This is a genomic window from Verrucomicrobiota bacterium JB022 (assembly GCA_030673845.1).
Classification (GTDB): domain Bacteria; phylum Verrucomicrobiota; class Verrucomicrobiia; order Opitutales; family Oceanipulchritudinaceae; genus WOUP01.
In genome coordinates this window covers 363,869-385,106 of the sequence record JAUTCQ010000015.1, presented here as the reverse complement: position 1 = coordinate 385,106, position 21,238 = coordinate 363,869, and the positions used below count along the sequence as shown (strand labels likewise).

The 21,238-nt window shown below is 62.2% G+C and carries 10 protein-coding genes; 2 read left to right on the top strand and 8 right to left on the bottom strand.

What is annotated here, in order from left to right; translation table 11 throughout:
• Positions 1-8 precede the first annotated feature (8 nt).
• Both Q7P63_12150 and Q7P63_12145 read left to right on the top strand, forming a co-directional pair.
• Positions 9-2,789 carry a sialate O-acetylesterase gene (locus tag Q7P63_12150; protein MDP0500839.1) on the top strand — a complete coding sequence of 927 codons (2,781 nt, stop codon included), beginning with the start codon at positions 9-11 and terminating at the stop codon, positions 2,787-2,789.
• 145 nt (positions 2,790-2,934) lie between these two features.
• Positions 2,935-4,311: a VWA domain-containing protein gene (locus Q7P63_12145; protein ID MDP0500838.1), complete on the top strand. Its 1,377-nt coding sequence runs from the start codon at positions 2,935-2,937 to the stop codon at positions 4,309-4,311.
• Positions 4,312-4,373: 62 nt separating this feature from the next.
• Here the strand turns inward: Q7P63_12145 and Q7P63_12140 are convergent, their stop codons facing one another.
• The 8 genes from Q7P63_12140 to Q7P63_12105 all read right to left on the bottom strand — a co-directional run bounded on the left by Q7P63_12140 (position 4,374) and on the right by Q7P63_12105 (position 21,236).
• Positions 4,374-6,629 carry a sodium:solute symporter family protein gene (locus tag Q7P63_12140; GenBank protein ID MDP0500837.1) on the bottom strand — a complete coding sequence of 752 codons (2,256 nt, stop codon included), beginning with the start codon at positions 6,627-6,629 and terminating at the stop codon, positions 4,374-4,376.
• Positions 6,630-6,643: 14 nt separating this feature from the next.
• Positions 6,644-8,197 carry a family 43 glycosylhydrolase gene (locus tag Q7P63_12135; protein MDP0500836.1) on the bottom strand — a complete coding sequence of 518 codons (1,554 nt, stop codon included), beginning with the start codon at positions 8,195-8,197 and terminating at the stop codon, positions 6,644-6,646.
• Positions 8,198-8,538: 341 nt separating this feature from the next.
• Positions 8,539-9,801 (bottom strand): hypothetical protein, encoded by a 1,263-nt coding sequence (locus Q7P63_12130; protein MDP0500835.1) that lies wholly within the window; start codon positions 9,799-9,801, stop codon positions 8,539-8,541.
• A gap of 191 nt (positions 9,802-9,992) precedes the next feature.
• Positions 9,993-11,651, bottom strand: a complete 1,659-nt coding sequence (locus Q7P63_12125) for a sodium/solute symporter (GenBank protein ID MDP0500834.1) — start codon at positions 11,649-11,651, stop codon at positions 9,993-9,995.
• A 1-nt stretch (position 11,652) separates the two neighbouring features.
• Positions 11,653-12,432 carry an L-rhamnose mutarotase gene (locus Q7P63_12120; protein MDP0500833.1) on the bottom strand — a complete coding sequence of 260 codons (780 nt, stop codon included), beginning with the start codon at positions 12,430-12,432 and terminating at the stop codon, positions 11,653-11,655.
• A 117-nt stretch (positions 12,433-12,549) separates the two neighbouring features.
• Positions 12,550-13,626, bottom strand: coding sequence for a Gfo/Idh/MocA family oxidoreductase (locus Q7P63_12115; protein ID MDP0500832.1), 1,077 nt, complete (start codon positions 13,624-13,626; stop codon positions 12,550-12,552).
• An 82-nt stretch (positions 13,627-13,708) separates the two neighbouring features.
• Positions 13,709-17,704, bottom strand: coding sequence for an exo-alpha-sialidase (locus Q7P63_12110; protein ID MDP0500831.1), 3,996 nt, complete (start codon positions 17,702-17,704; stop codon positions 13,709-13,711).
• A 10-nt stretch (positions 17,705-17,714) separates the two neighbouring features.
• Positions 17,715-21,236 (bottom strand): glycoside hydrolase family 88 protein, encoded by a 3,522-nt coding sequence (locus Q7P63_12105; GenBank protein MDP0500830.1) that lies wholly within the window; start codon positions 21,234-21,236, stop codon positions 17,715-17,717.
• Between the last annotated feature and the right edge of the window lie 2 nt (positions 21,237-21,238).

Here is a 21,238-nt window from a genome sequence, read left to right as displayed (position 1 = left end):
GTTCTACCATGCGTTTCCCCACCCTTCCCCTCGTTGGCCTCGCGTCGCTGCTCTGGCAGTCTGTCGCGCTGGCCGTGACGCCCGCTCCGATCTTCACCGATCACATGGTGCTTCAGCGTGACCTGCCGGTCAAAGTCTGGGGCACAGGTGAGCCGGGCGAAAAAGTTACCGTCTCGTTCGCCGGTCAACGCCAGTCTGCCACGACCGACGACGCCGGCCAGTGGTCGGTCGCCCTCTCGCCGCTCAAGGCCAGCCATGAAGGCCGCGAGCTGGAGATCCGTGGCCGCAACACGATCACCTATCAGGACGTTCTGGTAGGCGAAGTGTGGCTCTGCTCCGGCCAATCCAACATGGAAAAGCCGCTGGGCGAAAAGAAGGGCCAACGCCCGACCGACAATTACCGGAGCGAACTCGCTGCGGCAGACCACCCGAATCTGCGCCTCTACCACGTGCCCCGCCAGGGAAAGGTGAAGAACGCCGACGTGCAGATGCAGTGGCTGCAGACCACGCCCGAGACGCTGGAGCAGTCGGAATTCTCCGCCGTGGGTTACTTCTTCGGGCAGGACATCCTGAACAACCTCGACGTGCCGGTGGGCATCATCCACAGCAGCTTTGGTGGCACCATGATTGAGGCATGGATGCCCGAGCAGGCCTTTACCTCGACCCCCAAGCTGGAGAAGCTCTTCCGCGAGAGGTACTTCGCGTGGGTCAAGGGCGTGCAGGCCAGCGAGCTCTACCAGAGCATGATCACGCCCGTCGCCCCCTACACCCTGCGCGGCTTCCTCTGGTATCAAGGCGAGGCCAATGCCATGCTGGGCGAAGAGGACATTTACGCCACCAAGCTGGAGGCCCTCGTGCAGAGCTGGCGCCAGGTCTGGGACCGCGAAGACGCGCCGTTTTACTTCGTGCAGCTCGCCCCCTTCAACTACAGCGAATGGGAGAGCTTCCCGACGTGGATGACCTCGGAAGCCCTGCCCCGCTTCTGGGAGGTGCAGGCCTCCATCGACCTCCCTCACACCGGCTCGGTCGTGACGACCGACCTCGCGGGCGATGCCAAGGACATCCACCCCACGGCCAAGAAAGAAGTGGGCCGCCGCCTCGCCAACCTCGCGATGGTGGAAACCTACGGCCGCGATGACATCCTCGCCTACAGCCCCACCTTCAAGGACTTCAAGGTGCAGGACGACGGCACGGTGCAGATCGACTTTGAAAACGTGGGCGATGGCCTGCGTCGCAACAGCGGCAATGCCCTGAGCCACTTCGAGCTCGCGGGCAAGGGCCGCAACTTCGAACCCGCCGAAGCCCGCCTGCTCGACAAGGACACCGTCGTCGTCAGCAGCTCGCTCGTGCGTCACCCGGAGGCCGTCCGCTTTGCCTGGCACGAGACGGCTACGCCCAACCTCGTCAACTCCGCCGGCCTGCCCGCCCAGCCCTTCCGCACCGACAGCTGGCCGGTGCAGATGACGCGCCCCAAGCCCACCGACGTGGCCACGCTCGGCTGGGACGCCGTCCCCCAGATCCTCGAACGCATCCAGGCCCCCACCTTCCCCAACCGCGACTTCAAGGTAACCGACTACGGTGCCAAGGGCGACGGCAAGGCCGACAACACCGATGCCATCCGCAAGGCCATCAAAGCCGCGCATGAAGCAGGCGGCGGGCGCGTCGTGATCCCGGAAGGCACCTTCATGACCGGCGCGGTGCACCTGCTCAGCAACGTGAACCTGCACGTGAGCGAAGGCGCCACCCTGCGCTTCATCTTCGACGAGAATAAATACTTCCCGCTCGTCCACACCCGCTACGAGGGCACCGAGCACATGGGCATCTCGCCGCTCATCTACGCCTTTGAGCAGGAAAACATCGCCATCACCGGCAAGGGCACGCTCGACGGCAGCGCCACCCCCGAAACCTGGTGGGGCTGGGACTGGAACGAATACGAAGGCGGCATTTGCAAGGAAAGCAAGGAGCGCCTGCTCCAGATGGGGGCCGACGGCGTGCCGGTCGAGGACCGCGTCTTCGGGCCCGGCTCTTACCTGCGCCCTAACTTCATCCAGCCCTACCGCTGCAAAAACGTCCTGATCGAGGGCGTGAAGATCGTACGCTCGCCCATGTGGATCGTCCACCCCGTGCTGAGCGAAAACGTGACCGTGCGCGGCCTCCACATCGAGAGCCACGGCCCCAACAACGACGGTTGCAACCCCGAGTCTTCTCGCGACGTGCTGATCGAAGAGACGCTCTTCGACACCGGGGACGACTGCATTGCCATCAAGTCGGGCAAGAACAACGACGGGCGCCGCGTGGGCAAAGCCAGCGAAAACATCATCGTGCGCAACTGCCGCATGAAGGAAGGCCATGGCGGCGTGGTGCTCGGCAGCGAAGTCTCCGGCGACATCCGCAACGTCTTCGTCGAAAACTGCCTGATGGACAGCCCGCACCTCGACCGCGCCCTGCGCTTCAAGTCCAACACCGTGCGCGGCGGCATCGTGGAAAACATCTACATGCGCGACGTGGAAGTCGGCCAGACCGTGCTCGGCGTCGTCACCGCCAACTTCATGTATGACCACCGCAGCAAGGGCCCGCACCAGCCCGTCGTGCGCAACGTGCACGTAGAGCGCGTCACCAGCCACGGCAGCCCGCGCGTCATGTCGATCGTCGGCATCCCCGAAGGCGTCATCGACGGCATCCACTTCCGCGACTGCACCTTCACCAACATCACCCACCCCGACATTGTGAAGGACGCCGGCCAGATCACCTTCGAAAACGTGATCATCGAGCCCAAGGCCGAGAAGTAAACGACGGCTTCAGCTTTACAGCAACACGACGCGAAGTCTCGAAAGAGGCTTCGCGTTTTTTATGGACTCAACTTTCGTGAGTAACGGGTTGCAGAGTATTGCGCAGGTTTTTATTAAGAACCCACCCCACCCACGCGTATATCCCATGATGAAGACTTCAATACTCCCCCTGTTTGCGGGGCTGCTCTCGGCAGCGACGCCCCTTCTGGCCGATGAGCCCACCCCAGTTGCTCTCGAACTCAAAACCGATTTTGGCCTCTACCCGGCCGAAAGCCAGGAACGAGGGGTAATGCAGGTGAAGTTGGTACCTACTGCAGTCGAGCGCGAAGCGGAACGTCCACCCGTGAACCTCTGCATCGTGCTCGACCGCTCTGGCTCAATGGCGGGCAACAAGTTCAACGATGCAAAGCAGGCGACGATCGAGGCCCTGCAACGACTGGACCGTAATGACCAATTCTCGCTCATCACCTACCACACTCGGGCGGAAACGGTGATCGCCGCCGGGCCGATCAAGAACCGCAGGGAGATCGAGGCGAAAATCAAGGAACTCTACCCAAGCGGCAACACCGCCATGTACGACGGCCTCAACCGTGGTGCCGCCGAGCTGCGCAAAAAGACCGAGGGCGACTTCTTCGACCGCATGATCCTGATCTCCGACGGCCTGGCCAACGAAGGGCCTTCCTCCCCCGACGATTTCACCGCTTTGGGTGCGGCTTTTGAAAAGGAGGGGATCTCGGTCTCGTCCGTCGGCTTGGGAGTCGATTTCTCCGAATCAACGCTGTCCGCCCTCGCCCAGGCAGGGCAAGGCAACTTCTACTTCGCAGAAGAGCCCGCGCAGCTCGCCTCGATCTTTGACCACGAGCTGGGCGATGTGCTGAGCCTGGTCGCAACCGAGGCGGTCGTGGAAATCGAATTTGCCCAAGGCGTCGAACCGGTCTCTACTGTCGGCCGCGAAGGCGAGATCTACGGCCAGAAAGTCTTCTACCGCATCAACCAACTCTACGGCGGCAACGACAAGTTTGGGCTGATCGAGTTCAAGCTGCCGCCCGGCAAGAATGGAGAGCAGACGCCGCTCGCGAAAGTGACCGTTACCTATCTCGATTCCCGCGCCGAACAGAAGCGCACGCTGACCGACGACATCGAAATCCGCTACAGTCAGGATCTGGATGCCGTAGCCGCCTCGGCCAATCTCGACCTGCAACGTGAAGTGGTCGCCAATTACGACGCGACCGTCACCCAGGAAGCGGCCAAGATGCTGCGGGAGGGTGACCGCTCCGGGGCCGCCTCCAACTTCGCCAAGGTCTCTTCTTTCATCGATATACTCGGTTACAGCCGTTACGACGCCACGCGCAGCAACGTCGCTGATCAGGCCGAAGCCGCACAGGCCCGCGCCGAGCAAGTCGAGAACGATACGATGAGCCGCTCGGAAGCGATTGAAGTCTTTGAACTGAACCCCTTCCAGGTCACCAACCAGCAGTCCGTCCCCACCCGTGGCGGCTCATCCGGCAGCAGTCGGCGCTAAGGCAAGATACGCGAGCCCCCTCGCAGCATCACCTGTGGGGGGACTGCAGAAATTTACTGCCCTTACCGCCCGATGGACACGGCGGCCCAAATGACGACGAGCACGACACCCACGCCGATGACGGACCAGATGAAGCCGGTCCAGTCTTCGCGGTTCCACTTGTAGATCTCGAACTGAGATTTGGGGAAGACGAGGATGTGGTCGTAACGGTGCGGGTCGGCCAGCGACTTTTCGAGCTCTTCCTTGTCCTTCACCGGGTCGGGGATGACACGGGTGCGCATCTTGGCGTAGAAGCGGTCGAGCACGGGCTTCGGGTCGGGCTTGGTCAGCAGCGCCACCGCGATGAAAATCACGAAGGGCAGCAGCGTGCGGAAGAGGATGCGCAGGGTCTCGTTGAGCGCGTAGGGGTTGCTCTCGAGATTGAAGCCTAGCTTGCCAAGGATCCAAAGCTCGGTGCTGAAGAGGCCACCGCCGTAGATGCGGCCCTCGTTGTCAACCTGGATGCCCTTGGACCAGAAAAGGCTGCGCTTGGGGAAGACGTAGGTGTGCTCGTAGGGCGTGCCGACTTCGATCATCAGCGGACGCTCACCGGGGGCGTTGCCCACTTGGTCGAGGCGGTCCCATTCCATGATTTCCACTTCGCGGCGCTGCACGTCGAACTCCTTGGCCACTTCGGTCATCACCGTCGGGGCCGGGTTGGTGGTGCGCAGGAGGTCTTCGCTGTAGCGCATGCCGGGGTTGGCCATCGGCAGCAGGGCCGGGATAGCAAGGAAGAGCACCGCACCCACCCCAATGGACGACCACGCGGCAGGTTGATTGGCGCGACGCCATTTGATCCCCAGCCAGTAGGCCGGGGCGAGCATCACGTTGACCTCCCAGATAAACTTGAGGATCTGCAGGATGGTGTCGAACTGCAGCGCAAAGGCCGCGCCGCCGACCACCACGAGGAAGCCGAAGATCCGACCGGCCCACACGTAGTTCTTTGCGGGTTGGTTGGGGAAAAGCGGCTGGTAAAGGTTGTGGGTCAACAGGCTGGCGCTGGTGATCATGAGGCAGTCGACCGTCGACATGAGCGCGGCGAGCAAGCAGGCGATCATCAGGCCCACGAGGCCGATGTTCAACGGCCCCAGCAAGTCGTGTGTGGCGTGCCCCCAGAGCATGTCGGACTGCAGGATGCGGCCCTCGTAGAGCACGATGGCGGCGAGGCCGAACACACCCCAGAAGATGATGCAGAAGCGCTTGAGGAAGTTACCGATCACGGTGCCCGCGCGGTTCGAGATCTCGTCCTTGGCCGAGCCGGCCATAACGGCCCCGTTGGGCTGCGTCACCACCGTCACCGCCGCCATGATCGACAGGGTGAGGATGTAATACCACGTAAAGTCGGGCGTCTGCGGGGCACCAAAGATCTGGAAATACGAATCGGGCAGCTTGTCGTGGATCGTCCTGAGCGCATCCATCACCGTTTCGCCGCCGTAGACCGCGTTGATCTTGGCCCAGGCGAAGGGGATCAGCATCAGCGAAAGGATGATGATGAAGACGCCTTGGATCATGTCGGTCAGGAAGGCGGCCTCCAGCCCCCCGAGGGTGGCATAAAGCAGCACGACGATACAGACGACCCAGATAAGGACGTTTTGCGAAAGGTGCGAAATGACGGCGGCAGGCTTCAGGCCATCGAGCCAGAGCAGGCGCGACTGCTGCTCGGGCGTCAATTGATCGCTGGGAGTGGCCAGCAATTGCTCGCGCTCGGCCAGCTCTTCGTAGCTCAACACTTCCACCGGCATGCCGATGGCCGTCGTACGATTGACTTCGCGTTCGTAGGCGGCCCGATACTCTGCCTGCTGGGCCACAGTAAACTCGGTGGCATCCTTGGGCGTAATCGCGACGATGGTCTTCGTCATCGCGGTGAGGCCGAGGCCGATAAACGCCATCATGGCAATCGAGCCGATCAGCGCGTAGACCGAACCCATCGACTTGGAGTTAAAACGCTCCTCAAAATAATCGCCCAGCGTGAGGATGCGCATCCGGCGCGGCCAGTGAGTGCAAACCCAATAAAGCGGCGTCGCAAAAAGGTAGAGCATCGAGCTCCAGATGCCCGCGATACCGTTGTTGAACGTGGTGGTCGTAGTGCCCACCGCGTTGTCAGCCGAGGTGGCCTGGCCAAAGGCAGCGAACGTTTGGACCAGCTTGCCGAAGCGGCGGCCAGCCAGAAAGTAATCTTCCTGATTCGAGATCCGGCGCGAAGACCAGAAGCCAATGGCCAGCATCACTGCGAAATACAGCGCAATGACAACAAGGTCGATAAGGGGAAGTCCAAACACGGTCAGCCTGATGATTAGGGGATACGGTCGTAAGAAACGCGAGAAACGAGGGCGGAACCGCCACTGGCGGCAGTATCTGGGTTGAGGGCAAAGAGGCCGAGGCGGGCGCCCATCCAGGCCGCATCCTGCGGCACAATGGCGGCACCCAAAGGCGTAAACACCTGCCCATCGCCGTAGGTAAACCAGCATTGACCGTCGATCATGGTAAGTTCCAGCCAAATCTCCGGCTGATGCCACTTTATCGACACTTGCTCAAGCGGCTGGGGAGCATCCTTGCTCGGCAAAACCGCCTGCACCAGGCGCAGCCCTCCGGCGCTCTGCTCCAGATAAATTGCCCCGCAAACACCACTGAGCAGGATGATGCCTGCGCGGTCCCCTTCGGCCTTGAAACCGGGCTGGAGGTGGACGCGGAAAGCAAAGCGCGGGTCTTGCGGCTTTTGCGTGAGGATATTGCCAGCCTCCAGCCAATGGGCCTTGCCGCCGGGCGTGCCCTGGGTAGTGAGGCGAAGCCCCGGCTGCTCCAGCGTTGCCCATTCGGGGCGGTAGTTCGCCAGCCATTGCCACTGTGGGCCTAGTTGGCCGCCTGGGAAGTCGTCACTGGCGGGTAGGCGCTGCGGCTTGGTCGGCTGCGAGGTTTTGGGCAGCGGGTGTTGCAGCACCGGCTCGCGCTGCATCTTGCGATTGGGATCGCCCATGCGCGGCCAGCCGTCGTCGCCCCAGGTCATCGGCTGCAGGTGGATCACCCGACCATACGCTCCACGGTCCTGGAAATGCAGGAACCAATGCTCGCCGTGGGGCGTCTCGATCCAGGCCCCCTGGTGCGGCCCGTTGATCGCGGTCGTGCCTTGGACCAGCACGACACGGTCTTCCCACGGGCCGTAGAGGTTGCGCGCGCGGAAAACCGTCTGCCAGCCGCCTTTGACGCCGCCGGCGGGGGCAAAAATGTAGTAGTAGCCGTTGCGCTTGTAGAGCTTGGGCCCTTCGACGATCGGGTGGTGGAAATTGCCGTCGATAATGACTTCTCCCTCGTCGAGCAGCTTGCTCGCATCAGGCGCCATGCGGTGCAGCGTCAGCAGCGAATTGACGCCGTTGCAGCGGCTGGCAGCCTGTGCGCGCAGCAGATAGGCACTGCCGTCGTCGTCCCAGAAGAGGCATGGGTCGATCAGGCCCTTGCCTGCGGCCATGTGGTGGAGAGGGGTCCACGGGCCTTCCACCCGCTCCGCCGTCGTGACGTAGATCCCTTCGTCGGGCGCACCGAAGACAACCCAGAAACGGCCGTCGTGGTGACGAATCGCCGGAGCCCAGACGCCTTTGCCGTGTTGCGGCCGGGCGTAAGCCTCGTCGGGAAAGGCCTCCATCGCATAACCTGCCGGCTGCCAGTTGACGAGGTCCCGCGAGTGCAGGATGGGCAGGCCCGGCGTACAGTTGAAGCTGGAGGCTACGAGGTAATAGTCCTCCCCCACCGCTACGACATCCGGGTCGGAGTAGTCGGCAAAGAGGATGGGGTTGCAGTAAGTTCCGTCGCCTTGATCACCATAGCGAAGACCGGGAAGCAACGGAGTTTTCATCGACGTAACCCTTCCATGAATAAAGCGCTTTAGCCTAAGTCCACCCGCCCGGTGAGAACTTGTACGGCGGCAGCACGATTGTCACCGCGCGCCGCACAAGCCTCACCCTTACGGGACTGGCCGTTCTGGCCGCCTAGAGCTACCTTCGCGAAAGTGCGAAGGATCGATCCGGCAGCCAGAACGCCACAGTCAAACGTTCGTGACGCAGGTAAAAACGCTCAAAGACAATGGACACCACCCCATGTGGCGGCGTCAGAAAAAGCATTGCCCGGAGGGATGAGCTCCGGGCAATGGAAGTTCAAAGCATACGTAGAGGCTGAAAGAACGAAGCCTCTAGCGCCTTACTGACCGACACTGACGGCGCGGAAGAAGTTATTACCGCCCGACGCGTAAGCAGAAACATTGATTTGCTTCCACTCGCCAGTACCGGCAAAGCTCTCCAACGAAGTCCAATTCACCATATTAGCAGAGCCTTCCAGCTGAACGCTCTCGCCTGTGGCCGCCAATACTTCGACCACGTTCGGATCATCAGTGAAACGGAGCATCACCGGGCTCGGCTCAGGCTCCGGGTTTGTAGAACCGTCGTGGGGAACAACCGATGCGTAGGTTTTGCCGACGCGAAGCTCATCAAAAAGCAACTCCGCATGCGGCCGTAGGATCAGATCATCTGCCGTATTAGGCAGCCCATCGGGACCAACCTTGGCCGAACGGTTGCCAACAAAAGGACTGATGAATTCGATCTGGGAAAAATCAATCGCATTTTCACCGTCCATGAGGCCTTCAATCACGATATCGGCTGTAAGAATGTTTTCCGGCAGACCGACGGTGGGATTCGTCCACATGTAAACCCGGTCAGGGTCAGCTTGACCGCCGACGTGATCGATACGAATAACAATCAGCGATACGTCCTCGCTGGCACCAAAAGGAATGTCGGTAAAGATAGGTTGGAAGCCACTTCCATAAACAGACCAACGATCAACTTCGCGATTAGAGAAAGCACCCGCAGCCAATGCTTCGCCATAGCCTCCCTTATTCGTGTAGATGCGAACAGAGGCCCCACGTGGGTAGAGGTTATCGCCATAGGGATACGTTTCAACGACATCCGGAGTGTTCTCGTCGTCGTAGGCGATACTACTAGGATCTGCTGGCTCCCCGACGCGCTGGGCAAGGAATGAAATGTATGTGCTGGTTCCCGCTTCTCCAGTGATCGTTGTAGCCAAAGAGCGAGCTGGCTCAGAGCTAAGCGTTTCACCAGTAAGGTGGACATGGTTGCCCGAGGTCACCAAGCCCGGGTAGCTAAGGCTACCAGTTTTCACGGGAGCCCCCGCAGTATTCGCATTGCTCCCGCCTGTAATGTTTTGGCGCGGGACCCATGTAGTTTGACGCCAGCCAGTGCCCGGATTCGCAGGTGCCCCAAGTAAGCCGACTTGGGTCAAATCGAGAAAATCGGGAGTGTAATCAAAGCCCTCGTATGCGATGAGGTTAGGGTCTTGCTGGGCATGGGCGGCGACGCCGGCACATGCAAGGGCGGCGACGGTTCCGGCGGTTCGAGTAAAACGGCTCCAATTCATAGAAGGTGCGCGAAAATTAGGGTAGTGTTTCATCTGGATGGGGAAAACGAGTGGGGGTAAGTTTTCAAAGGCGCCGTAAGCGCCAGAAGCTTATTTTTCGACATGAGGGTTAACACGAACCCGCGGGGAAAGCAACACTTTGATCAAAGCGATATTTTCGGACGAAGACAAGTATTTCATGAAGAATTCAGCGAAATTATGTTTCGTTCATATGAAACCATGAACTACAGGACCAGCTGGAACGTGCCGTACAGGAAGACCATGACGACAGCAAGGACGCCCCAGCCTATCCAGGCCTTGGTACCTAAACCCCGCTGGCCACGATAGGTTTCAGGCAAGGAAGGTAGCGGTTTTTCTCCGACGGAAGGCCGTGTCAGCAAGGAAAGGATAACCATGAGGGCCATCAGCACACAGAAGAGCAGGAACGACTGCAGGAGAAAATGCGGCAGGATGGTTTGGCCCTCTGCGTTCTGGTACCACCCGGGAAAGAGCGTCGACGTGAGGCCGAGGCCGAGGCAGAGCACGGAACCGGCGATGAGGGTCGTCAGGGCAGCCTTGGCCGTTGCCCGCTTCCAGAAGATCCCCAGCACGAAGACGGTCGAGACCGGTGGGGCCATATAACCGATGATCGATTGGAACAAATCGAAGAGGTTCATACCGCCCGTCTCCTGCACATGCTTGAGGTAAGCAGCGATGCCCACTGCCATCAAGCCGGCCAGGAAGGTGGTGATCATCCCAATGATGCGCGTCTGCCGCGGGCTCTGGTCTTTGGAAAACCAGCGCTGGTGGATGTCGAGCGTGTAGACGGTGCTGAACGAATTGAGGCCGGAGTTGAGGGTCGAGACGACTGCCGCCACCAGCACGGCCACGATGAGGCCCTTCAGCCCCGGCCCGAGGTAGCTGTTGACCATCAGCAGGAAGACTTCCTTGTCGTCCTCGATCCCAGGCATCAGTACGGCGGCAATGATACCGGGCAGGAGAAAGATGAAGGGCGGGAGAACCTTGAGGAAGCCGCAAAAGAGCGTACCCGCCTGGCTGTGGGCAAGGCTTTTGCCCCCCAGCGCCCGCTGCACGATCGTCTGGTCGGAGCACCAGAACCAGAGCGACAGCACCGGATAACCGAGCACGAACGCATACCACGGCGTCGGCGAGTCGCCGGGGTGGAAGAGCTTCCAGGTGAGGTCGGGCGGCGTGTCGCGCACCTGCACGTTGAGCAGGTCGGCCAGACTGTCGAGGTTCATCAGGCCGCTGATGGCCAATGCGCCCGCGCCGATAATGATCAGCACCGACTGGAAGGAGTCCGTCACCATGACCGCCTTGAGGCCGCCCGCCACGGTAAAGACGGTCGCCAAGCCCGCCAACACCCAGATGCTGAGCATGGTGTCCCAGCCGAGCAGCTGCCCGAGCAGAGCGCCACCGGCGTAAAGCGTGCCCCCGATCCACAGCACGACGGTGCCGAAGAGCGAGTAGAACGTCATGAAGCTGTAGCAGCCGTTGCCGAAGCGCCGGGAGAGGAACTCCGGCATGGTCGAAATCTGCGTCTTCAGGTAAAACGGCACGAAGACCATGCCGAGCAGGAAAAGGAAGACCCAGGCCATCCACTCGAAATTGGCCGTGACCATGCCGGTGGTGTAGCCGGCACCGCAGGTCGCGATGAGGAAGGTCGGCCCGATGTTGGTGCCGAAAATGGAAAAGCCGATGCTGCCCCACCCCATGGAGCGCCCTCCGAGAAAGTAGTCCTCCGTCTTGCGCTCGCGCAGGCTCACCCAGGCGCCAATGCCGACCAACGCCAGCAGGTAGCCGACGAAGACCACCATGTCGAGCGAGCCCATGCGCACGTCGCCGCCAGCAAAGGCCAGCATGTGTGTGATGTTCGGCAGCATCTTACTGGGCGGGCACGGGGTTCATCAGCGTCCAGATGCCTTCTTCGACATCGGAAAACGGCATTTGGCAGGCATCGGTCAGCTTCCACCAACGCTGGTTGATGGGGTCGGCCGCGTTGGCAGCGTCGTCCGCCGCCTGATCGTCGCCCATGTAATCAAGGTAGAGAAACTCGACGAGGTCGTCATCCAGCTCCACAAGGAAGACGCAAAGGTCGCGGATCTTGCCGCGCACCGCTTGGTCGACCACCCCGGGCCAGACCGTCTGGTGGAGCGTGCGGTATTGCATCTCCATCTCCGGGCGCACGCGGCAGCCAATCATCAGGCTGTTGCTCGGCTCTCGGTCGACGTCGTAGCCGCGGATATAGTTGATCCACTCCATTTGCAGCCAGGTGCGGCCATAGGTGACCGCACGGGGGTGCGGCGCGACGATCTTGCGCCACTCAACCTGCGCAGTCGCTTCCTCAAATGCCTTCGCCGCGCCCAGGTAGTCTTTACCGCCCGCGTAGACGAAGCGGATGACCGCGTAGTCTTTGCCCTCGATGTTCCGCGAAAAGGTCGCGAGCCCTGAGATGCCGGCCTTCTTCAACTGGCGGGCGGGCTTGCCCTCTTCGAGTGAGGCGACGGCCTTCGCCAGCGCATCCCCCTGCCCTTCCTCGATCTGCGCCAGCAGGCCGACTTGGGTGTCGCGGCCGGTGGCAAGATAGTTTTCGTAAGGCGAAAAGGCCCAGCCCTGCGTGAACAGGAATAAGCTAACCAGAAGGGGGAGAAGGGATCTGAACATCTTGGGGAGAGACAAAAAATTTAAGAACAGGAGTAAGAGTATGCTCCAGACGGAAATAAAAGGGAACGAAGCATGTTCTTCGTTGTCTTCGTCCCCTTCGGTGAAAGAAACCCCGGCCTAAACGAGGCTGTCGAGGCCGTAACGGGCCAGGATGTCGCGGACCTTGATCGGCTTGCCGGCCGCGAGTGACTCGTCCATCGCCTGCAACAGCGCAATCGTCACGATGCCTTCCTCCACATCCGGCTTCGGCACTTCGCCCTTGTAGAGGCAGTCGGCAAAGTAATCGAGGTAGTTCTGGTATTCGCCCGCATGGTGGCTGATGCCTTCGAACCGGAAGTAATGGTTCATCTGGTGCTCGAAGCTCTCCTGGATGTTGCGCTCGCCGATCTTCCAGGTGTAGCGCAGCTCGTGGTAGTCGGCCTGGCTGGCACCTTCGGTGCCCCGAATCACGCAGCTCATGCCGCTGTCGCGCACGATCGGCACGGTCGGGCCCGAGTAGGCACCGCTGACCCGCGCGATGTGGCCGGAGGTGCTCTTGAGGATAAAGTGGAAGGTGTCTTCGTGGGCGAGTCCACCGGCTTTGCCGTTGGGGCTGAGGGTGCCGTAGCCCATCACCTCTTCGATGTCGCCGAGATACCAGCGCACGAGGTCGGCCGGGTGGCTGATGCAGCCGTAGAGCCACTTGAAGTCGTCGCGCGTGGCCCAAGGCTTCTTGAGGAACCAGCGGTGGTCGGCGTGGTATTGGGCCTCGATCGTGATGAGTTCGCCGAATTCTCCCGTCTGGAAGTGTTCATGCTGGCGCGTGAAGGGCGCGAAGAAGCGCGTGCTCTGGCCGACGAAGACGCGCTTGCCGGTCTTGCGGACGAGGTCGAGCACCTGCTGGGCGCTTTCAAGGCTGTCGAGAAACGGCTTGGTGCAGATCACGTGCTTGCCGGCTTCGAGCGCCTGACAGATGTGCCGGGCGTGGAGCTGGTCGGGCGTGTAGATGCCGATGATGTCGATCTTCGGATCGGCCAGCAGCTCGTCGTAAGACGTGGTGTAGTGCGGGAACTTGAACTCGGCCGCCCGCTGCTTGCAGAGGTCTTCGTTCAGGTCGCACAGGCGGATGAGCTCAACACGGTCGCTGCTGAGGCAGCCGGAGATAATGCTGCGGCCTTCACCAAGGCCGAGCACGCCAAGTCCAAGTTTCTTCATAAGGGAGTGGGGAAAGACATCTGTGACGGAGAACGCCGACCCCGTGTTTCGGAGGTCGGCGCGCAGGTAAAGAAAAGGGCCGTTAAAGTTTGGCCGGGTCGAGGACCACGTGCTTGATGCGGTCGCGGTCCCAAGTGTAGGTGATGTGCACCTTGCCGTCTTCGGCCTGGATCACCGCCGGGTAGGCATAGCCGGCGGAGCGGGGGGCCGATTCGAGGGTCAGCACACGGTCCCAGTGCACGCCGTCTTTGGAGATCGCGACGTCGAGCGGGTAGCGCACGCCCTTCGACGGGCGCTCGGCGGGCGGGCTGCTGTGGTTGTAGACCAGCAGTTGACGGCCGTCCTGTAGCGTCACCGCGTCGGTGCCGGAGCCGGGGGTCGGCAGGTCGGTGAACGTGGTGGCGGTCCAGGTCTTGCCCTGGTCGTAAGACCAGCTGGTAGAGAGGTGGCCGTTGCGGGTACGGTTGATCGACTGCAGCGAGCCGTCCTGATGGAAGAGCACGCTGGGCTGGATCGAATCCATGCCATTGCGCTCGACCTGCTCGGTCTTGGTCCAGGTCTTGCCTTGGTCGGTGCTGCGCTCGAAGTGGAGGTGCCAGCCGTTACCCTCGGTGCTGGAGGGCGAGAGCCAGGTGCCGTCGGCCAACTCAACCGGCTTGTTCTTGATCGGGCCGAGGATGCCTTCCGGCAATTCGCGGGGCTTGCTCCAGGTCTTGCCGCCGTCCTTGGACGTCATGACCATGCCCCACCATTCGCTGGGGCTGGGGCCGATCTTGTAAAAGAGTTGCAGCGGGCCGTTCTTGGGCTGGAAGAGCACGGGGTTCCAGGTCGGGTAGCGCTTGCCGTCCTTCCATTCGCCGGTGGCGACTTCCTTGGCCTTTTCCCACTGGCCGTTGACCATGCGGGCGACCCAGATCGTGACGTCGGGGTTGCGCTCCTTGGTGCCGCCAAACCAGGCCGCCACGAGGTGGCCGTCGCTCGTTTCGGCGATGGTCGAGGCGTGGCAGGACTTGTAGGGGGCGTTCGGGTTGATGAACTCCGAATCGAGCACGGCAGGGCTATCGGTCGCAACCTTGGCGGCGTCGGCTTCGCTGACTTCCTTCGGGTCGAGCATCGTCAACGTGACGGAGCCCGTGTAGGTCGGCGCGTCGGTCGTCGGGATGTTGCGCTCGGGGCGCTCCGCAGGGCCGTTTTTGGTCCACGAGCCGGCGACTTGCGAGAGCAGGCGCAGTTCGCTGCCCTTGCCCAGCTCGCCATCAAAGCGGAAGGCTTCCATGCCCTCGGCATACATGCCCCAGCCACGCGCGTCGTAGACCTTGACCCACTTGGCATCCATCTTGGTGCCGCGGGCTTCCTGGCTGAAGAGCGCCACGTCCCACTGGCCGAAGATCGTCGCTGCCGATTTGCCGGGGGTGGAATCCATGACCCCTTCGCCCAGCCATTCGGCGTTGAGCGGCTCGTCGACGATCTTGAGCGTCACGCCCACTTCCGGGATCCAATCGACCACGGTCAGGTGCGGCGTCACGGCGTAATCGAGCTTCATCTGGCCGTTGTCGAGCAGGTGGTAGGTGTAGTCGACCACCACGCGGTTCTCTTCGTCGGCCTTGTATTCCACCTTGGAGCGCAGGACCACGCCGTCGGCCACGTCTTCGGTGGAGCTTTCGAGGGTCATCGGCTCCAGACGCTGGAGGAAGGTGCGCCAGTCGGGGGCTTCCTTGATCTTGTCGAGGCGATTACGCTCCGACCAGGTCGCGGTGCGCCAGACGGCGATGTCGGAATCTTCGATAATGTCGTTGCCGGCCTTCTTGGCCTTCTCAATCACGCCGCCCTTGAAGTGGAATTCCACATCGCCGGCCACGAGGCGGGTCGAGTCGCCGTCCTGGACGATCTTCGCGCCACCTTCGACTTGGGCAGGCACCGGCAGAGGCGTTTTACCCTCACCCAGGCGCACGCTGTTTTTGCCCATAACGCTGCCGTCGGGGCCCTTGATCGTGAACTGCGCGTAGTGCACGCCTTCCTTTTCAAAGTCGATCTTGGTGGTCGGCAGCAGGAAGCGCTGGGTGGTGTGCGGCTGGCCGCTCAGGTTTTCGGTGCCCGAATCGAGCACGACACCGTTGCGGAAGAGCTTCCACTCGATGGAAACGGCGGAGAGGTCGGTAAAGTCGTAGCCGTTGTAGACGGGGATCGACACGTTGCCGCGGTGTTCGTTGAGCGGCAGCCAGTCGGCGGCGATCTGGACGGGGGCGTAGACGGCCTTGGTCTCCCAGTAGTCGCGCTGCGGCACGCGGTCGGCGTCGACGATGCCGTCCATCCCGTTGTTGCCGTGGGCGTCGAGGATCGTGTTTTCGTCGATGCGCTTGTCGGCCACAAACTCGGCGCCCTTGCGGGTATACTTGCTCTTGTCTTCGAGCGGGTCGAGCACCGTCTGGCCTTCGGTGTTGCGGCGGAGGCCCTGGTCGGCCCAGAGCCAGATCATGCCGCCCGCGCCAGCCGGGTGCTTGGTGATGGCTTCCCAGCGGTCGCCAAATTCGCCGAAGTCCGTCGGCCCGATGGCGTGAGTGTATTCGGTCGTGACGAGGGGGCGGGTGGAGTTGCCGGCCAGTTCGTCATACTGCGCCGCCGACCAATAGTGCGGGGCGAGGATGTCGACTTCCTTCGGCAGGTCCTTTTCGGCCCGGAAAGGCATCAGCGTGGGGCGGGTGTCGTCGAGGCCCTTGATCACCTTGAGGCCTTCGAGGTGCAGCGCGCTGAACGGGTCTTCGTTGCCAAACGACCACACGATGACGGACGGGCGATTGAGGTCGCGCTTCATCGTCTCGTGGATGCGGGTGAGCATCCCGGTGTTGAAGCTGGGGTTCCAGAAACGGTCGCCCCCGAAGCCCAGCGGGATCTCCTCGATCACGTAGAGGCCGTGCTCGTCGGCCAGACGTATAAAGCCCTCGGCGTGCGGATAGTGCGCGGTGCGGACGGCGTTGATGTTGGCGGCCTTCATCAGCTTGATATCCTGCAGCCACTGCTCCTTGGTCGTGGCGCGGCCAGTGTCGGGGAACTGGTCGTGACGGGCCACGCCGCGCAGCTTCACGGCCTGGCCGTTGACGCGCAGCACGCCGCCCTTGGTCGAGACTTCGCGGAAGCCGATACGGTCGCTCCAGCGGTCCCACACTTCGCCATCGCGGACGAGTTCGACCGTCAGCTCGTAGAGGTTGGGCGTCTCTGCGGTCCACTTCTTGGGCTCGTTGACGTCCATCACCAGCGTGAAGTCGTTGCCTTGGTGGGCACCCGTGATGGTGACGGTCTTGGACTCGACCTTCACTTCCTTGCCGTCGGCATCTTTGAGGATGGCGCGCAGCTCGAAGGGCTCGGACACGGCGAAGAAGTCCGCCTTCTTGTCCCAGCGCTCGACGAAGATGCGAGTCTTGAGCAGGGCGTCCTGGTAGAGTTCGTCGAGGTCGGTCTCGACCGCCACGCGCGACATCACCATCTCGCGGGGGGAGAACTCGATTTCGACATCGCGGTAGATACCGGCCAGCGCCCAGTCGTCGTTGGCGTCAAACTTCCACTGGTCGGGCTGGATCTGCTGGCGCACGCGCACCGAAAGGGTGTTTTCCTCGCCCCACTTGATTTGCTCGCTCACGTCGAAGGCAAAGCCGGTAAAGCCGCTGTCGTGCTGGCCCAGGCGCTTGCCGTTGAGCCACGCCTCGGTCGACATCCACACGCCGTCGAAGTCGAGCAGTGCGCGCACGTCCTTCTCGGTCTTCGCCGGGGCTGTGAAGGTCTTCACGTAGAAGCCCTCGGACTCCGTGCCGTCGACGTAGTGCGGCTCCTCGAAGCCTTCGAGGTTCCAGTTGGAGGGCACCTTGATCGTTTCCCAGCCGGAGACGTCGTAGCCCTCTTCAAAGAACCAGCGATACTCGTCGGCGGCCTTGGGATCGAGAGCGAGATGGAAGCGCCACTCGCCGTTGAGGGAGAGGGTATCAGGGATGCCGGGCAGGCCCTCACGGGCGGACGCATCGGCAGTCACCGCGCTCAAGCCACAGACGGCGAGCGACAGAAGGGTGCTGTAACGGGGGAGGTTCATGGGAAAGATGCTAGCGATTGAGATAAGTGTTCATTTCGACGCCCGCCCGGATGAAGGGGCCGACGCCTTTGAGGTCGTTGCTGATGACCAGCTCGCTGAGATAATACCGGTAGGAGCCGTCGCGATCGTCGCTGAGGCCGGCCACGCGGCAGCACTGGGTGAGGCTGAGGCGGCCCTTGGCATCGACCTCCAGCAGGTGGTCGTGGATGCCGTTCCAACCGTCTTCAAGCACGCCGGTAAAGGCGTTGCGGGGCAGCCAACCGTTGTTCAGCGCCTTGGCCAGGGTATAAACAAACTGGGAAGAGGCCGTGCCCTCAAGATAATTGCCGGGGCGGTCCCCTTGATCCATCACCTGCCACCACAGGCCCGTCTCCGGGTCTTGCCAGCGCTTCACGCCGAGCGCCCAGCGGGTCAGGATCTCGATCAGCACCGGGCGGCCGGGGTGGTCTTCGGGCAGGAACTCCAGCACATCGACCAGCGCCATGCCGTACCAGCCGACCGAGCGGCCCCAGATGTTGGACGACAGACCCGTCTCGGGGTCGGCCCAGGGCTGCTGCTTCGCCTCGTCCCACGCGTGGTGGTGGAGCTGCTTTTCAGCGTCCCAGGCGTGCCGGTCGATGATCACAAACTGTTGCACGACGTCGTCGAACAGCTCCGGCTCGTTGAAGTCCTTCGCGTATTGGGCGAGGAAGGGCGAGCCCATGTAGAGGCCGTCGAGCCACATCTGGTGCGGGTAGACTTGCTTGTGCCAGAAGCCGCCCTCGCTGGTGCGGGGGTGTTCGCGCATCTGGCCACGCAGGATCTCGACGATCTGCTGGTAGCGCTCGTCTTTGGTGATGCCGTAGAGGTCGAGCGCGGGGCTACCTGGCTTGACCATGTCGATGTTGAAGTGGTCGTGCTTGTAGCCCTTGATCGTGCCGTCGGCCTGCAGGCAATCGCCCACGATGCCCTCGGCATATTCAAGCCACTTCATGTCGCCGGTGGTCTGCGTGAGGTCGACTGCACCCAGGGCCACGATCGCGAGGCTGTAATCCCACATCGCGGGCACGTCGCGGCCCTCGGGCACCCACTCATGGAAGCGGTCGACGAGGTCCGTCATCATGCGCTGCGACAACTCCAGCGGCGAGGCGTCTCCGGTGTAGGGGCGCATGTCGTGCAGGCCGGGCCCAAAAGTCTTTTCTTCGCCAGCCTTGAGCGCCACGTCCTTGACCTGATCGCCGTAGCGCAGGCGGGCTTCCCCACCCTTTTCGGAGCGGATGGTCAGCTCCTGCAGCTCGGAGTCTTGCCAGGCAAAATCGAGTTCCATGCCGCCGCGGGCACGCAGGCCCTGCACGGAGCCGGTGTGGAATTGCTCGGGCAGCGCAGGCAGCAGCACGATCTCGAACTTCTGCTGCTTGCCGCGACCGTAGCCGACCTCGTGGTGGCTTTGCATCAGCATCTCGGAGATGCCGGCGGTGGCGGCAAAGTTACCGTCGATCTGGAAAGGCGGGTGCGCGTCGAAGAGGTTCGGGTAGACCCCGGCGCCGCCTTCGACCTGACGAATCAGAGCGCCATCGGGCGTGTCGCGCACGTAGTTGAGCTGATTCATCAGGATCTGGTGGGCGTGCGGGCCATCGAGGAAGCGCGCCCAGAGCGAGATCTTCCAGCCGAGAGCCCAGCCGGTGCCACCATTGCCGCGATAGAGCAGCGACTGCTTGGCGGCCTGCATCATTTCCGGCTCGTCCCAGGTAATGTCCTGCCCTGGGAATACGCCCCAGAGGTGGGAGACGTGGCGGTGCTCGTTGTCCGGGTCGTCCACGTCTTCGAGCCACTCCTGCAACTGGCCATAGCGCCCGATCATGTTGGGCGCGATGCGCTCCTGCAGGGGCTCGATTTCAGCGGCGAGGCCGTCGTCGATGCCGAGGATCTCTTCCGCCTCGATCACCCAGCCGAAGAGGCTGCGGATGATCTGGTGGTCCATCGTCGGGCCCATCACGAGACCGCCGTGCTCGGGCGAATTGGAGGGGCCGCTGATCAGCCAGCCCGTTTCGGGGTCTTCGACGAGGTAGTGCGAGTAAAAGAGAGCGGCGTCGCGCATCGCCGGGTAAGCCCGGTCGCGCAGGAAGTCCATGTCCTGGGTGTAGCGGAAGCGCTCCCAGAGGTGTTGCACTAGCCAACCGCTGCCCAGCGGCCAGATGCCGTGGTTGGAATTGTTGATCGGGGCCGCGCCGCGCCAGAGGTCGGTGTTGTGGTGGACGACCCAGCCGGGCAGGTCGTAATGCACTTTCGCGACTTCGGTGCCGGAGACCTGCAAGTCGTCGATCATGTCGAAGAAGGGCTCGTGCAGCTCGGAGAGATTGGCGACCTCCGCCGGCCAGTAGTTCATCTCCGCGTTGATGTTGAGCGTGTATTTGCTGCCCCAGGCCGGTTCGAGCTGGTAATTCCAGATGCCCTGCAGGTTGGCGGGCTGGCTGCCCGGGCGGCTGCTGGCGATCAGCAGATAACGGCCATATTGGTAGAAAATCTCCGCCAGGCCGGGATCGTCGACCTTCGTGTCGCGGAAGAGGCGCTTGTCGGTCGGCCAGGTGTCGAACTCGCTGTTGCCCAGCTCGATGTCGACGCGGTCGAAGAGCGGCTCGTAGTCTTCCGCGTGGCGGCGGGCCAGCGCGTCGTAAGACTTGCCGGCGGCGGCTTCGATCACTTTGGCGGTCTCGGCCACCGGATCGGTCGAGAGCTCATCAAAGTGGGTGAAATTGGTGTCTCCACTGAGCAGGATCGTCACCGCATTGGCCTTGGAGACCGTCAGCGTGTCGCCCTCGGTGGTCACTTTGCCGCCTTCGGCCAGCACCTTGACGCGGGCGGCGAAGGCCATGCCCTCGTGCTCGTTGCCGATCTCGACGTGGCGCTTGTCGGGGCCGACGTTGCCGGTCAGCAGCAGGCTGTCGCTGCCTTGGGCTTCGACCTGGAACTGCTCGTGCGGCGTGGTGAAGCGCAGCGTGAAGCTGATCCGGCCCTTCTTGTCTGCCGTAAAACGCTGGACGATAACGTTGTCCGGGTAGCTGGAAAAGGCGTGGCGGGTGTAGCGAACGCCTGCGGTGCGGTAGTTGACCGAAGCGATGGCCGTCTCGAGGTCGAGGTCGCGCAGGTAGTCGCTGACCTTGCCATCGTGGCCGAAGTCGATCTCGAGGTTGCCGAAGGCCTGATACATGGGCAGGCGCAGCGGCACGCTCATGAACTTGTCGTTGGCGAGTGCTTCGGCCTCGTCCTGCTGGCCCTGTTCGAGCAGCTGGCGCAGGTCGTCGACGTATTGGGCCGCGCCCTCGTGGGCGTAGCTGTGCGGGACGCCGCTCCAGAGGGTGTCTTCGTTGAACTGGACGAGCTCGACGTCGGTGCGGCCATGGATCATGGCGCCGAGGCTGCCGTTACCCACGGGCAAGGCTTCCGTCCAGACGGCTGCCGGTTGTTCATACCAGAGGCGCAGGTCCTGCGAATCGGCCTGGGGGGCCGCTTGCAGGGCGCTGCTGGCGCAGAGGAAGGACAAGAGGTAGCGCATAA

Bases quoted from the DNA above. Each gene is read 5' to 3' on its own strand.
- Q7P63_12150 (MDP0500839.1), top strand. From the start codon at position 9: ATGCGTTTCCCCACCCTTCCCCTCGTTGGCCTCGCGTCGCTGCTCTGG.
- Q7P63_12145 (MDP0500838.1), top strand. From the start codon at position 2,935: ATGATGAAGACTTCAATACTCCCCCTGTTTGCGGGGCTGCTCTCGGCA.
- Q7P63_12135 (MDP0500836.1), bottom strand. From the start codon at position 8,197: ATGAAAACTCCGTTGCTTCCCGGTCTTCGCTATGGTGATCAAGGCGAC.
- Q7P63_12130 (MDP0500835.1), bottom strand. From the start codon at position 9,801: ATGAAACACTACCCTAATTTTCGCGCACCTTCTATGAATTGGAGCCGT.
- Q7P63_12125 (MDP0500834.1), bottom strand. From the start codon at position 11,651: ATGCTGCCGAACATCACACACATGCTGGCCTTTGCTGGCGGCGACGTG.
- Q7P63_12120 (MDP0500833.1), bottom strand. From the start codon at position 12,432: ATGTTCAGATCCCTTCTCCCCCTTCTGGTTAGCTTATTCCTGTTCACG.
- Q7P63_12115 (MDP0500832.1), bottom strand. From the start codon at position 13,626: ATGAAGAAACTTGGACTTGGCGTGCTCGGCCTTGGTGAAGGCCGCAGC.
- Q7P63_12110 (MDP0500831.1), bottom strand. From the start codon at position 17,704: ATGAACCTCCCCCGTTACAGCACCCTTCTGTCGCTCGCCGTCTGTGGC.
- Q7P63_12105 (MDP0500830.1), bottom strand. From the start codon at position 21,236: ATGCGCTACCTCTTGTCCTTCCTCTGCGCCAGCAGCGCCCTGCAAGCG.